The organism is Nannocystis bainbridge, assembly GCF_028368995.1.
GTDB lineage: Bacteria > Myxococcota_A > Polyangia > Nannocystales > Nannocystaceae > Nannocystis > Nannocystis bainbridge.
The window spans coordinates 808,161-823,545 of sequence record NZ_JAQNDL010000003.1; the positions used below are offsets into that span (position 1 = coordinate 808,161).

The 15,385-nt window shown below is 68.6% G+C and carries 9 protein-coding genes; all 9 read left to right on the forward strand.

Annotated features, from left to right (window positions below; all coding sequences use genetic code 11):
* Window positions 1-48 precede the first annotated feature (48 nt).
* The 9 genes from POL25_RS28550 to POL25_RS28590 all read left to right on the forward strand — a co-directional run bounded on the left by POL25_RS28550 (window position 49) and on the right by POL25_RS28590 (window position 15,385).
* Window positions 49-789, forward strand: coding sequence for a hypothetical protein (locus POL25_RS28550; RefSeq protein ID WP_272089396.1), 741 nt, complete (start codon window positions 49-51; stop codon window positions 787-789).
* Window positions 786-1,655 (forward strand): hypothetical protein, encoded by an 870-nt coding sequence (locus tag POL25_RS28555; RefSeq protein WP_272089397.1) that lies wholly within the window; start codon window positions 786-788, stop codon window positions 1,653-1,655. Before POL25_RS28550 ends, POL25_RS28555 begins: the two co-directional genes overlap by 4 nt.
* Window positions 1,652-2,665, forward strand: a complete 1,014-nt coding sequence (locus POL25_RS28560; protein WP_272089398.1) for a hypothetical protein — start codon at window positions 1,652-1,654, stop codon at window positions 2,663-2,665. The genes POL25_RS28555 and POL25_RS28560 overlap by 4 nt, the downstream gene beginning before the upstream one ends.
* Before the next feature lie 414 nt (window positions 2,666-3,079).
* Window positions 3,080-4,990, forward strand: coding sequence for a hypothetical protein (locus POL25_RS28565; protein ID WP_272089399.1), 1,911 nt, complete (start codon window positions 3,080-3,082; stop codon window positions 4,988-4,990).
* Window positions 4,991-5,001: 11 nt separating this feature from the next.
* On the forward strand, window positions 5,002-5,880 hold the full coding sequence (locus POL25_RS28570) for a hypothetical protein (RefSeq protein WP_272089400.1): 879 nt from the start codon (window positions 5,002-5,004) through the stop codon (window positions 5,878-5,880).
* Window position 5,881: 1 nt separating this feature from the next.
* Window positions 5,882-6,277 (forward strand): hypothetical protein, encoded by a 396-nt coding sequence (locus tag POL25_RS28575; protein ID WP_272089401.1) that lies wholly within the window; start codon window positions 5,882-5,884, stop codon window positions 6,275-6,277.
* A gap of 9 nt (window positions 6,278-6,286) precedes the next feature.
* A complete protein-coding gene (locus POL25_RS28580) occupies window positions 6,287-6,928 on the forward strand; it encodes a hypothetical protein (RefSeq protein WP_272089402.1) in 642 nt (213 codons plus the stop codon).
* 37 nt (window positions 6,929-6,965) lie between these two features.
* A complete protein-coding gene (locus POL25_RS28585) occupies window positions 6,966-15,194 on the forward strand; it encodes an SNF2-related protein (protein WP_272089403.1) in 8,229 nt (2,742 codons plus the stop codon).
* A complete protein-coding gene (locus POL25_RS28590; protein ID WP_272089404.1) occupies window positions 15,191-15,385 on the forward strand; it encodes a hypothetical protein in 195 nt (64 codons plus the stop codon). Before POL25_RS28585 ends, POL25_RS28590 begins: the two co-directional genes overlap by 4 nt.

The window sequence follows — 15,385 nt, forward strand, 5'->3', positions numbered from 1 at the left end:
TGTGTGCGCCCGCGCCGAGACCCTCTCCATTCATCAAGGAGCATCACCATGGCCGTCATCGATAGACATCGCGTCGCCCGCCTCGTGGAGCTGTCTGCGGCCGAGCGCACCCTCAAGGGGCCCGAGCGACAACTGCGCGAGGAAGACGTCAAGCTGCTCATCAGGGCGGCCTATGATGACGCCATGGACGCGCCGCGTGCCGACTTCATGGCTCGCGTGCAGGGGGTGCCGACGAGCGCGTGGCCCTGGTCCGCGGTCCAGGTGATGGCGCCGCGCGGCGGAACTGGCGTCAGCCTTGGGGGCCTCGTCGGCGTGCCGAGACCCGCCCTGATCCCGGCGCTGCTCGTGCTGATCCGCGGCCAGGCGGACTCGGCGGATCTCGATCCAGGTAATCGGCTCCCCGAGCCGGGCTCGCCCGAGTTCGCTGAATGGGAGCCGCTGCAGAGGGCGCTCGATACCTGGGACACGCAGACGATCACGAAATCGATCGGCCCGCAGGGGTGGGTCAGCATGATTGGCAACACTTCGGGGCAGGCGCCGAGAGACACGGAAGACGGAGCGACCAGCGGGGCGCCCGCGGCGGGCACCTCACCCAACCCGCCCCCCAGCAGTGTGCCGGCGCCACAAACGCCCCCAACGCCGTCGGAGCTCACGTGGAAGCACCCCGCCGTGATCGCGGCTGGGGTTGCAGTCGCGGTCGCCACCGGCGCGGTCCTCTACTCACTCGCCCAGAGCCGGAGCCGCCGCGAGCTCGAAGACGTGCTCTCGCAACAGGAGGAGCAGCCGTGAACCGCGGGATCTGGATCACTCTGGGCACCGCGCTCGGCGTCGCCGGCGTCGGTGGAGCGCTCCTCCACAGCCGCCGCGCGAGCGCGGCGAGCCTACCCACTCCCGCGCCGGGTCCCGGCCCAGCTTCGGGCCCCGTGCCTGCGCCCGGCCCAGCACCGCACATCGAGCTGGCGCCGCTGCCCAGGGCCGCCGACGTCAACGGCGACCTCTCGACCAACTGGGGAGAGACGCCGGTCGACCTCCGGCCGCTCTTCGTGCTGATGGAAGAGATCGCAAGGATCCCGGGCTCGGCCCGCGTGTTCGCGGTGATCGCCTACCGCGAGTCTCGCTTCGTCACGACTGCCCACAATGGCAACGCAACCGACGAGCAGGACGAGCGCGACGGCTCGCGGCTCGCCTACGACAACAACAAGGCGAAGAACCCGCCGCTGCGCTACGGCGAGCATGCCGCAGAGTTCGGCAGTGGTGGTCTGTTCGGGGCGCTCGCGCCCTACTTCCTGTGGACCGGCGTGCCCGAGGTCCGCAGCAAGGCTCCGCTCCTGAACGCGCCGCCTGAGCTGGTCTTTCAGCCACGCGCGGCCGCCTTCGGCGCTGCCGTGTACATGCAGCGGATCCTGAGGAACTACCGCGTCGACGACATCGCCGACATCAAGGTGGGCTGGGCCAACCCCTCGCTGCTCGGCAGCGGGCGCGGTGGAACCAAATACCACGACGTCCGGGCCCGGTTCCTCACCGACGCAGTCTTCCTCGACATCGATCTGACCGACGCGACGACGATCCCCCCGAAGCTCGACGCCTCGGCGTGGCCCGGCGTGCCCGCTGTGTTCGCCGGCCTCGCCGGCGCCCTGCCCAAGGATCTCGCATGACCCCCGACCTCAGCTGCTACGGCGAACACATCCGCGGGCTCGCCGACCTCGTCGGCGATTTCGACCTGCGCTCGCCGATGGACGTGCATGCCTGGTACCGGGTGGAGTGGCAGGCGATCGCCGAGCTGCTCGGGTTCTCGCAGGAGCTGGAGGCGACGCTCGCCCCGCTCCGCGTCGTCCGCGACCGCGTGACCGCGACCAACCAGGCTGGCATCGACGCCTTCGCACGCTGGCTCCGCGGGCAACGACCTGGTCTTTCTGACAGCCACGCTCGCACCCAGGATGCCGTGCTGACGCAACTCGTCGCCACCGGCGAGGAGCGGGGCGAGATGTGGCGTGTGGCGGTCGACCCGACGACCCTCGCCACCGGCGCGTGTTACGACGACGGCGGCCAGCTCCGCCGCGCGTTCTACCCCGACACGGCGCCGGGGTACTTCGGAGACGGCTGGAACGGCCCGCCGCCGCGGGCGGAGAGCGCGTGCGGCTGGACCACGCCGCTCGTGCTGCACCTCGGCACCTTCCCGTGGGTATACAGCTCACGGATCGACGGGCCTGGCGTCGGCGCGCGCTGGGCCTCGAGCGCGAACATGCCGGCCGTCGCTGGGATGCGGGCCATGGCGCGGCTGCTCGAGCCCGGCGGAAACCTCAGCCAGGACGCCCGCCAGGTCGCGGCGATCTTCGAGCACTTCACCGCCCACACCGCGCCGCTCATCGCCCGCCTGCCCGTCTATCAGCCCGGCCGCGCCGTGGCCGGACAGCTCTACCGGCGCGCGGGCTTCCTGTATGTCCATCAGGGCAGCCTGCACCTCGCCGGTCTGTCCGGCCCTCGCGGTCGCATCACCGCTCCGGCCTACAACTACTCTCTGCGCCGCTTCGCCTGCTTCTTCGCGGTGCGACGCGCGGCCTTGCGGGCCCTCGTGGCGCTGCCGTCCAACCTCCAGCGGATCGCCGAGAGCTCGGGCGACCCGTGCCTGCGACGACACGTCGAGGAGGTGGCTCGTGCCGGCTGAACGCTGTCCACGCCACTCGACGAGCGGAACCGCGCTGGTCTACCCTGCGCGTATGAACGCTCGCGCCTTGATCGTCCCCGTCCTCCTTCTCCTTGTCGCCGACAGCGTCGGCTGCAAGGACGAGCCTACCGTCAACACGCCTGGTGAGTTCGGCGACCCATGCATCCCGGGCGAGAACGATGATACGCCCGATGGCTGCGTAGCTGGCATGGAGTGCTACGTGGGCTACTGCGAGGAAAAGTGCACTGAAGATATCGACTGCCAGGCAGTCGAAGGATGGAACCACGTCTGCGTGGCTGGGCTTTGTCACATCTCTTGCGATGGCGACACTGGTTGCCCCGAGACTCTTGGGGCCTCCCTGGTCTGTGGGGTCATCGGTACTTCGCGTTGGTGTGAAGCTAAGGATGATGAATTATGAAGTTCGATCCCAACAGCCGGCTTTTTGATCGAGTTCCTGATCTCTTCCAAAGCCCGTTTCCCGGCGCGGATGCCTACGCTGATAACGCATTTCAGGCTCTTCTGTCGAGGGCTATCGGGTCCGGACAGGGCCGAACGGTTGGTCAGGAACTTCTCACACAAGCAGGGGCCCAGGCGTGGAATCAGGCCACGCAGATGTTGTGGAAGTCCAAGGCGACACAGGCAGGCGATATTCTTGGCGACGTCTGGTCGAAAATTGCCTGGATTGATTCCAAGAAGGACTCCATTGCCGGCGTGTTGGCGGAGGTACCATTTCCGCTAACGACAGATCCGCAGCAACTTGTCAGCGCCATAGCTGGCGTGGCACTCGATCTAGCCCTCAACGCCGTAACCGCGGTGCCGGTGGTGGGGTGGATCGTGGGGATTGTGGTCGGCATCGGTCGCGCCTTGGCCCCTCTCTTCACGGGGCTCCTTAATGAGGACGACCAAGTTCTCGTCGAACGTCGTAATATGCTGCCTTGGCGTCGTTACAATGAGAAGATTGACCAATGGTGGGTCCAGAATTTTGTCAAGGTTGAAGCGGGAGGGTCCGACTGGACGCCGACGTTCTCACCACCCACCGAGGCGCACGCGTGGAGTCTCGCGGACGGCATTGATGAGGACGGTAACAAGATCGGGCAGGTGCTCGCGCCATTCTCGGGCAAGTCCGTTGCGTGGAACGGCGCCTACGGCTGCCTGCCCGGCACCTTTCGCGTCGCGGGGATCCTCCAGTATCGAGGCCGACCACAACCGCCGCACTCGGCGCTGCGCTTTTACAACGACGGCACGCTGATCCATCTCCACGGCGACTTCACGCAGACGGGCGACTTTTACCCCTCGCTTCAGCAACTCGCCGGCACGTGCTGGCAGCAGGTCGCGGCCGGCGGCCCCGATAGCTACAAAGTCGACTGCGTCGCCCTCGAGAAGCTGTGGCGCGACTGGTTCACGGCGCTCTACACCTCGGTGATGGACCAGGGCCACGGAGACTGGCTCCTCGGCTACCTCGCGCGCGAGGTCCACGGCGAGTGGCGGTTCGGCGCCAGCGCCTCCGGTGTCCTACGCCCCGAGGCCACGGACGGCACGACCGTTCCCCTTGTCACCCCAGGCACCTTCCAGAATGGGGCGCTGGCGTCCCCGCGGTCGCGGACGACCTGCATGTATAGCGACCTCGTGCTCAAGGACAAACCGCGGACCCAGAGCGGATATCTGCCGCAAAAATGGACGCGCGACGCCAAGACCAAAGAGTACGTTGCGCCGCAGATCTACGCCCAGACCGGCGGGCCCGGGATGGTCTGCGTCCCATGGCCGCCCGGCGAGCTGTTGCTCTCGAAGTACAAGCGGGCCGACGACATGATCGTCCTCCCCGCCGTTCGGGCGGTCGCCCAGCTCCAGCGGCGCCGGCTCTCACGCAGCCTCGACTGCGCCTACGTCCGCCCCGACGCGGTCGGCGACAAGCCGGCCTACGCCGCCTTCCGCGACGCTTCGCTGAGGGCCCATTGCATCGAGATGCGCAAGCGCCTGCTTCAGCACCCGTCGCGGATGCTCGTCGAGTACGAGACGGCGCGCGAGGTCGACCCCGAGTACGCGAGCGCTCTCAAGGACGCCGGCGTGCCGACGAACGCGATCCAGCGCGGGGCGGCCAAGCTCGGGCTGCGCGGCTCCGCCGGGGCCGAGGCGCTCGACCCGAAGACCCCGGCGCCCGATCGGCCTGTGCTACCGCAGGGCGGACTACCCTTTGACCCGGATCCCGAGCGGGACCGCGGCGGCCCCCGATGGCTCGGCCCCGCGGTACTCGGCGGCGCCGCACTCGCCACGACGATCGCCGTCGCGGTCGGCGTCGCGCGAAGCAGAAGAACCAATGCACGATAGGGAGGTGGAATGTGAAGTGGGGACTTCAGCATGTCAAGGTGACGCTCGAGGAGAGCGAATCAGGGGAGACCGTCGTCATCCAGCAGAGCTCGGATGGCCGCGTCACTTGTGAACGCGGAAAGCAGAGCAAATCCGAAAGCGCGGCAAACCATGCACCGCGTGCTGCCAGGACCAAGACCGAGGCTTCCACGTCGGTCCCGGCGAAGCCGGTAGCGGAGAAGCGGCGCGAGGGGGAGGCACGCGCGGCCGAGGACAAACCGAAGGCCAGGGCCGCCGCAAAGAAGCCACGCGTCTCACAACCGGCAAGCCCGCCGAGCGGTGGCCGACGCACGTCGCTCGAGTGGATGCCGGTCAAAGATCACAAGTACGACGGCTTCGCCGCCCCGTCCGGCGCGGGGCATTTCAAGGCGCTGATTGCCGAGGGTACGCAGTGGGCGCTGTTCTTCGAGATCAAGGGCATCGTGGTCAAACCCATCGCCTGCTTCGGCAAGGTCTCTGAAGCGAAGAAGCGCGCGCAGAAGCTCCACGATGCTGGCTGGCCCGAGTCCGAGTTCGGTCCTCTCACGGCGGGTCTGATCGCGCGCGCTTGCCCTGCGCCGGCGGGGAGGGCCGACGAGGGCACACAGCGAGGCGAAGAGCGGAAGGCCGCGCCAGAGACCGAGGAGAACCCGGCGCCCCCGAGGGTCGCGCCAAAGGCCAAGGAGAAGCCGGCCGTATCAAAGACCAAGGAGAAGCCGGCCGCGCAAGGGCCCGAGGAGAAGCCGGCCGCCCCGGAGCCCGAACCGAGGGGCCCGAGCAAGTCCGAAGCAGCCCAGGATCAGGAGCTGATGAGCGGCTTCACCAGCGAGATCGAAAAGGCCCTCGACGAGGACGAGGACGAGGACGACTGACATGTCTCATCAGCCAGGATCCATCTACAAGATCGGCGGCCGACGCTACGTCGACAGCCAGGCCGTTTACAACCTCGCCGACGCCCACGAGGTCGTCGCGCAGCATGACGGCTGGCGCGTGATGCTCGGCGCGGGTGCGGTCCATTGCGCCCGCGTCGAGGACCGCCCCGAGCTCCCGCGTCAGCGCGGCGCCCTCTACGAGCTGTCCGCCGCGGGCGGCGCGAGCCTCAAGGCCCAGCGAGCCACGTGGCTCTCCCAGGGCCTCGTCCAGCCCGGCGGCACCTTCGACGCCTGGCCCGGCGACCCGCCGGCGAAACCCGGCTGCGGCGGCTGCGGCAAGACCTGCGGCTGCGGCCCCTGCCGCCTCGAGCACGACACTGGCGAAGAGCATTCGTAGGAGAGACCTATGAAGCCCGCCGAGCTCCTCAAGATCGTCTTGCCGCGCTGGCGCGCGAAGATGTCGCAGCAGTTCTCGCTGGCGACGCTCGATGGCTTTGTCCGTCGAAACCGTGCCACGCTCGAAGAACTCGTCGCGCGCGCGCTCGCAAGTCGCCAGGCCGCGCACGGTGCATTGCCGGAGACTCCCGAGGAGTTCGCCGCTTACGACCGGCTCGTCGCGCGTGAACGGCCCCAGGATGCCGAGTCGGACGAGGCCGTCCTGACGCGGTTGTTCGAGCGAATCGACGAGTTGTTCGCCGAGGGCTACCGGGAGCTCCTGGTGCTCCGCAACGTCGGGCTCGAGTTCGTCGATGCACGCGCCGAGGCCATCCTTCTGCGCAAGGCCGGCTGGGACTCCGTGCCGCTCCTTCTCGGCCGCCCCGCGCTCGCCTTCGTCATCGCCGGCGCTGTCATGGCGGTCCGTGACTCGATGGGCAGCCTCGCTATCCATCCGGACCAAAGAGGCAAGCTGAACCATCTCCACTTCGACCTCAACCGGGCCGAGCAGCGAGTCGTCGATCTATACGAGGCCATCGACATCGGGAGCGACACCAAGGAGCGCCTGGGGCGCTTCGCGGAATCCCTCTGGAAGCTCGCACGCGCCGCCTGACTGCCGTCGATCGCCTCCCTCGCATACGGAGATCCTCATGACCCCCGCTGCCATCCTCGACAAGCTTCTGCCCCGCTGGCGCACCAAGCTGTCGCCGAACTACTCGCCCGAGTACATCGACGGCTTCATTCAACGCAACCGCCCCATGCTCGAGGCCGTCGTCGCGCGCACGATGATGCTGCGCCGAATCAAGCGGGGCGACCCGCCCAAGACAGTCGACGAGTTCGCGGTCTACGCGAAGCTCGTCGCGCGCGAGCGGCCGAAGGACGCGGAGCCCGACGCCGCCGTGGTCAAGCGCGTGCTGAAGCGCATGGATAAGATGCTCGCCCGCAAGGGGGATCCGGCCGGCCAGGAAGCCGCGGGCGCATTCGGCGTCGAGTACGCCGAGCTTCGCGCCGAGGCGATTCTCCTGCGACGGGCCGGCTGGGATGCGGTCCCGCTGCTCCTACGCCGACCCTCGCTGGCGCTCTTCTCCGCCGGCTCGGTCGTCGTCGTTCGCGACGCCCAGAAGTCGCTGCACTTCTTCCCTGGCCTTGAGGATAGCGGGGAGAAGATCCGCGCCGATGTGGCGGAGGTGCAGAGGCGTGTCCTGCAGCTCCGTGACGGCATCGTCGACGCCGCCCGCTTCGATCGCTACGCCATGGCTCTGTGGACGCGCGCCCGCGCCGGTGGCACCTCGGCCACCCCCTCGCGCGAGATCGAGACCCCGCCCGACCTGCGCGACAAGTCGTGGCGCACCGAGGCCAACCTCCAGGCGATGCGCCTCGTGCTGTCCAAAGAGCCAGGCGAGCTCACCGCCGAGGACCTCCAGGCCCTCGCGCAATATTCGGGCTGGGGCGGCCTGTCGATCGACAGCGTCAAGAAGATGCTCCCGCCCGAGCTCGTCCCCGAGTCCTTCGGCCTGATCCACGAGTATTACACCCCCACGGCGATCACCGAGTCGATCGCCGAGGCCTTGTGCTCCCTGCTGCCCGAGCTTGCCGGCAACGACGGCATCGTCCGAGCACTGGAACCCAGCGCGGGCGTCGGTCGCCTGATCCGCGCGTTCAGCCCGCGCCGCTGCCTCGCGCTCGAGGCCGGCGGCCAGATCAAGAAGATCGCCTGGACGGCCGTCGAGTTCTCCAAGGTCAGCTCAACGCTGCTCCGCGCGCTGCGCCCTGACGTCGACCTCTACCACCTGCCCTTCGAGCGCTGGGTCCGCGACGAGGGCCCCCGCTATCAGGGCACCTTCGGCCTCATCGTCTCCAACCCGCCCTACGGCGAGCGCGGCGCGATGGCCCGCGAGGACCCCGACGAGTTTTACAAGGAGAAGCGCGCCTTCGCATACTTCATGCGACGCGCGCTCGACCTCCTGGTCCCGGGTGGTGTCGGCGTGTTCCTGATCCCCGCCGGCTTCATGAGCGGCAACCTCAATCGCAACCTGCGCGAGAAGCTGCTGCGCCGCCATCACCTGCTCGGAGCCTTCCGCCTGCCGAGTCACGATCGCAAGGGGCGCGAGACGGTGCCCGGTGCGTCGGTCGTGATGGACGTCGTCTTCTGGCGCAGCCGCGGCGGCGAGCTGACCGAGGTCGACCCTGCCGATGACTTCATCCTCGACGGCGACTACTTCAAACATCACCCGGACCACGTCCTCGGAAAGGAGGACGGCTCATTTGCCGGGGACGACGAGGCCGGCATGGCGCGGAGCTGGCGCTACAAGGTCACAGGCGACTTCAAGGGTCTGCCTCCGATCGAGCCGCGGCCCGTCTGCACCGCCTGCGTGCTCACGTCGATCGTGCAGCGCGACGATGTCGGTACATTTCAAACGGTCGCGCGCGAGGACGATGGCATCCCCGCCGACGTCGACGAAGATTTGCGCCCGGCGCTCGAGCTCGGCCGCCGCGTCGGCCGCTACCTCGTCGCTGTCGGCGCCGACGAGGCCGACAGGGCCGCGCAGCTCTGGCCCGAGCTCCACACTGCGCTCCGCGACTTCTCCACGAGCTTCGGGAACCCCTGGCGCTCCAAGCCCCTGCGCGAGCTCGCCGAGGGCCGCCGCAAGCTCGCCACGGCCCAGCAGGTCCTCAACGCCTTCGAGAAGACCGGCAGCGTCGTCCCCGCGCTGCGGGAGGCGCCGGCGGTCGCGCCGAAGTTCTCCGGCCAGCCCGACGATGTCATCGCCCAGGCCGAGGGGCTCTTTCGCCAGCAGCGCGCCCTGACCGTCGCGCAGCTCATGAGCTTCCATCAGCGCCAGGGCGGCACGCTCTCGACCGAAGCCACCCTCGCGGCTCTCCTCGCTGCCGGCTGGAACCTCGACGGCGACGCATGGGATCAGCTCCTCCCGAGCGACGCCTACCTGACGGGCAACGATCTGTGGGAGCGCCACGACCGCGCCGTCGAGCGCGCCCGTCGCGGCGACGAGCAGGCCAAGGTGCAGGCTCGCCGGTTGCTCGAGGCGATCAAGCCCGCTGTCTTCGATGACCTCACCGACATCAGCCCCCAGCACGGCTACGTCCCGCTGGACCTCGTCGCCGGCTGGATCTCCGCGACGTTGAACGGCCGCTACGGCGCCATCGAGCTCGAACGCAAGGGCGGCTTCGTGCAGGTCCGCGGTCACGATTACACAGCCGAGAACCTGCCCCCGATGGCGCCGGAGACCCTCGCGTTCCTTGGCTACTACAATCACGACCCCGAGCTCTTCCGGCCGCCGCAGGAGAAGCGGGAGCGCGACGCTGGGCCTACGAGCCGCGAGGATCGGGCCGCCAAGAAGCAGAGCCTCGCCGAGCGACGGCTGGCCCTGGCGAAGAAGTGGGACGAGTCGTTCAGGGCGTGGGTCGCCGCCGACGAAGCCCGACGTGAGCAGCTCGTCCACGCCTACAACCGAATCGCGCGCGGCCGCGTCGTCCCGACGTTCTCGCCCGAGCCCCTCGACATCGTCCGCTGGGGCTCGCACGCGCCGAAGCTCAAGCCGCACCAGATCGCCGGCGCACGCCGCGTGCTCGCGCAGCGTGGCGGCCTCGTCGCCTTCGACGTCGGCGTCGGCAAGACCTACACGGCGCTGGCGATCATCGCCCGCGCGCGCCAGGAGGGCTGGGTCCGGCGCCCCGTGATCCTCGTGCCCGGCTCTCTCGTGTGGAAGTGGCACGACGACATCCTCTGCACGTTGCCCGACTACCGCGTCGTGGTGATCGGCTCGAAGCGCAAGCGGATCACGCGCGGCGTCCGAAAGGACGTCATCACCTCCGAGACCGACACCCCGCAGGAGCGGGCGAAGAAGTGGATCGCGCTCCAGACCGGTCAGGCCGACGTCGCCGTGCTCAGCTACGACGCGCTCGCGCGCACCAAGATGAACGAGGACGCGGTGATGGCCTATGTCGAGCAGGTCGAGGCCGTCTCGCGCTCGATCGCCCTCCGCAAGCGGACGCTCGAGGAGAAGGCGAAGAACGCCAAGCAGCGCGACAAGCTGACCGAGCGCGAGCGGGCGTTGCTCGAGCATGGCGTGCGCGCGTGGGTCGAGGAGATCCTCGCGCTGCCCTCCGACTGGGAGTACGACCCGGGCGTCGCATGGGACGAGCTCGGCATCGACATGCTCGTGATCGACGAGGCCGCTGCGTTCAAGAACCTCTACAAGCCGCAGGCGCGCGAGGACGGGGTGCCGAAGTTTATGGGTGGCGGTGGCGAGGGCTCCGACCGCGCCTGGCAGGTCGACTTCCGCGCGGCCGCCGTGCGCCGCCAGACCGGTGGCGCCGGCATCGTCCTGCTCACCGCGACGCCCGCGAAGAACAGCCCGCTCGAGTTCTACAACCTGATCCAGTTCATCGACCCCGCCGCCTTCACCAGGTCCGGCATTCGCGACCCCGAGCAGTTCATCGATCGGTTCCTCAAGATCGAATACCGCGAGGTCCTCGACGCCGCCTTCGACGTCACGAAGAAGAGCGCCGTGACCGGGTTCAAGAACCTCGATGACCTCCGCACGATCATCTTCACCTACGGCGAGTTCCGCACCGCCGCCGAGGTCGGCCTCAAGCTGCCGCGCCCGCTCGTCGAGACCCTCACGATCACGATGGACGAGGAGCAGGAGGCGAAGTACGCCCGCTACGTCGCGCAGATCGAGCGGATCCTCGAGAACCCGAACCCTGAAGGGGGCGAGAGCTACGCGATCCTCGGCCTCCTCGCGCGCCTGTCGCTGATCGCTCTGCACGCGTCGCTCGAGGACGGCTACAGCTACAAGACCGCGCTCGAGGGCGGCACGGTCCAGAAGCGCGTGTATCAAGACGGCGAGCCCGTCGAGGTCACTGTCCGGCTCGGTCGCCCGACCTACGAGAGCCCGAAGCTGACCGAATGCGCGAAGCGGGTCGCAGCGAGCCCGCACTGCGGCCACATCATCTTCTGCGAGCCCACGGCGGTTCATCAGTGGATGCGCGAGGTCCTGGTGAAGCACGGGATCCCGCGCGAACGGATCGCCATCCTCAACGCCGAGGAGACCGCCCCCGCCGACCGGATCCGGATCGCCCGCGAGTTCAACGGTCTGTCCTCGGAGCCCCCCGCGCCCGGCACGTGCGCGCGTCCCACCGACAGCGCCATCGCGCCGAAGTACGACGTCGTCATCGCCAACTCGGTCGCCTACGAGGGCATCGACCTGCAGGTCCGGACCTGCACCATCCACCACCTCGATCTGCCCTGGACCCCCGCCGACCTCGAGCAGCGCAACGGCCGAGCCGTGCGCCAGGGCAACACGCTCGGCACCGTCCAGATCTTCTACTACTTCGCCGACGGCTCGACCGATGGTTACCGATTCTCGCTCATCGACGGCAAGGCCGGCTGGCTCGGGGAGCTGATCAAGTCGCAGGTCCGCGACACCAACAACCCCGCGGCGCAGCAGCAACTCACGCCCGAGGACATCCTCCTGATGATCTCGCGCAACAAGGAGAAGACGCGCGCGTTGCTCGAGGAGAAGCGGAAGCGCCAGGTCGAGGAGGCGCGCGCCAGGATCGCCAAGGAGGCCGCGCGCCTGCTCCGGCAGGCGGCAGGCCGCTTCCGCGACGCCCGCACGAGCGCCGACCCGGAGCGCGCCGCCCGTCTGCGCGACGAGGGTGAACAGCGCCTCGCCGACCTCGAGCAGGTCAGCCCGGACGCGTGGCCGTGGGCGCCGTGGATGTACGCCGTCCGCGACGCGGACATGATCATCCCCGAGAACGGTGGCGCCCCGGTCTACGAGGGTCTGCGCGTCGCCCGGCCCCGCGCCGGTGCGCCGGACCAGCTCGAATACCTCGAGTTCGGCCAGATCGTCAGCACCGACGAGGGCGACAAGATCGGCCTACGGGCCGCGGGCTCGCCGGGCTGGCAGCTCATCGCCTACACCGGCACGCTCAACGGAACGCCCATCGCCGCCCGCGAGCTCCCGCGCGATGGCGGCCCGCTGTGGCCCGACGACGACGACGCGCGCACAGGCGCCGCGATCGAGAAGAAGATCGACGAGGTCTTTCGCTACGGCCGATTCGAGAGCCTGCGCTGGCGCGGCGCCAGCGACGTCTGGCTGGAGAAGTGGTGGCCGCGCTTCGAGACGCCAATCACGGAGGGCCTCGCGCGGTCGCACCAGCGTGAGCAGGTGCCCGTAGTCGACGCCGAGGGCCTGGCGATCGCTACGGGCGCGGAGCTTCGCGGCGCCTCGATCGTCCCGCCAACCCGCGCCGGCTGGCAGGGCTTCCTCGAGCTCGCCCCGTCGAGCGGCGAGAGTTTTACCAACCTGAAGGACATCGGCCTGGCCTGGTGGGGCCGCAAGGTCCCGCAGGACCTGCTCTCGAAGCAGCGCAACTTCCTGCGCCACTTGATCGCGCCACGCCTGCTGGACGATCCCGCGTACCGCAACGCCCGCGAGAACTCCGACGCCCAGAACGCGCGCATCGAAAACGACAAGGCGCTCGGCCGAGTGATGCTGGCCCTCTTCAACGAAGATCCCGAGAGCCACGGCGAGCTCTACCGCCGCTTCTCCGACGACGAGGCGTTCCGCCGCTCGCTCCACGAGCAAGCCTTCGCCGAGACCTACTCGACGAGCGGAAAACCACGGCAGGGCGCATCAGAGAGCGACGCGGCTGAGCCCGAGGACCGCGACCAGCGCATGGCCGACCTCCCGCCAGCGACGACCGACGAGACTCGCCCACGTGCGGGACAGGCTGCCGCCAAACAGCTCGCGCGCAGACTTCGGGCCTTGCTGAGCGGCGTCAAGATCGGGCGCTTCCGGTATCACACGCCGCATAGCGAGGCGAGCGGGGACGAAGTCGAGATTGACTTCGTAGGCGAGTCGCCGGACGCACCGATTCTCACTCTGCGCGCGGCGCCCCGGCAGGGCAGCGAGATCGATCTCCGGGGCGAGCTCGCCGACGAAGACGGCGAGCTCGTCGCCAGCTTCGGCTGGATCGCCATCGAGCTCCGGGACCTTATCGCCATGAAAGAGACCTCGTTCGCGCACTGGTTCGGTATGCCCGTCGTCGCCGAGCCGAGGCTGTCGCCCGTGATGCGCGAGGCCCTCGCTGCGCTCCGCGCGGAGGAAGAAGCGAAGCCCTATGACATGTACTTCTGGCCAGGTGTCCATGATGCGACCCGGGACAGCCTGATCGCCCGTGGACTGGTAGAAGCCCTGGAGAACAAGAAGGGCGGAGCCCCCCACTTCAGGACGACCGCGGCGGGCCGGGCCAAGCTGGCCGAAATCGGAAGCCCAGTGGCAGCAACTGCCAGCGCGCCGCCCGTGAGCGACCCCGGCCAGCCCTACGAAGAGGCCCGCGGCGCGATCAAGGCGCTGGGCTTGCCGATCAAGAAGTACGCGTACTACGTCACCCAGGCCGAGACCGCGGTCGCCAGCGGCAAGAGCTACCTGCCCATCGTCGAGCGGGCGCGCAAGACTGCCGAGAAGCTCAAAGGCGACAGCGGCGACGGCAAGCCGAGGAGCCGCGTGGTTCCGCAAACCACAGGCTCCCGCCAACGGCTCGTCGACGTCGTGCTCGACACCTTCAACGCCTCGCCGCGCTGGCGCCTCGCCCAGCTACGCACGCGCCCCAACGGCCACGTGCTCGTCGTCTACCCCGAGGGCCGCGACCCGGACGGGGCGGTGGCCGCGATCGACATCGTCATGGAGGAGGTCGACGACGTCCGCTGGCTCGACGGAGGGGTCCCACGAGCCGACCAGGACACGATCATGGAGCGCCTCGACCGTGCTCTGTGGGCCGCCTTCGAAGTGCGCGAGGAGGAGGAACGAACGAGCCAAGCCGACAAGGAGGGAGCCGACAAGGAGGGAGCCGAAACTCCCTCGCCCATCCAGGGACTCATCGAAATGATGGAGCGGCGCAGCAAGTCCCTCGGGGCACGTTCAGACATCAGCCTCGACCTCGCGCGCGGCGACGGCTACGGGCAAATCGCGGAGGCCCTGCGCGACCTCGCCGAACCGTCTGGTCCCGCCGTCGACGAACTCGAGCGCTGGCTCGAGTCGGCGCAGCTCATGGACGCGGCCCTTGTGCTGCGTCGCCGCCAGGACGCGCCGCCCCGGGAACTTCTCGCCAATCTGTGGACCGAGGTTCTATCCGCGCTCCCGCTTGATGAGATCGAGGTGGCGGAGTCCGGCGAAATGCTTGTGCCCGAGGGTGCGCTGTTCGGTGAGATCCGCAAGGAGTTCGTCCTCGAGCGAGTAGAGGACAACGGGCGCGTGTCGTTGCGGCGGATCAGTGTCTTCATGACCCCTGACATGGAGGGCTCTCCAGCCGAGCGCACCGAGCGCGCACGCCGCAAGGCGTTTGAGCCGGAGGCAGAGCGCGCCGAGGACGAGCGTGTGTTCTGGATCGAGGACTTCAAGGGCCGTGTGAACGAAGGATCCCGCGTGCATCGACGGTTGCGTGACGCAAAGTTCTTCGTCGATCTCTACAGAAGGATCGGCGACTTCCACGACAACCTTCTTCGAGCACCGAAGACCCTCCAGGATGTCCGCATGCTGCTCTACTGGACGGCGGCCATGCTCGACGCCCCATTGTGCCAGGGAGACGTCAAGGCGCGGGCAATCATCGCTTTCGAGCAGGCCAAGGCGTATTACGACACCGCCCGCAGCCGGCTGATTGAGGGCAGCACCGCCGATGCCGTCCGCCGCCTGCACGAGGCCATGCGGCGGATCAGCGCCGCGGCGGCCGAGATAGCAAAGAGTTGCGGCGAGGGGCAGATCGACATCGCCGTCACGCCGCCGCACCTGCCGGTGCGACCCGAGGACAAGGCCGCGATCGAGGGCGGCGAGGTGGAGGTGAGACCATGACCGAACAACAGTTCATGCAGCGGACGCAGGAGCGGATCGAGCAGCTCCGCGACGAGCAACGGCGCCTCCATGAGCGGCTGGCGACGGACCTGAGGCAGATGCAGGGCCTGAGGATGGGCCTCGGCGTCCTCGCGGGTACCCTCGCGCTGGGCCTCGGCCTGAGCGTCGGCTACCAGATCGGGAGGCGATGA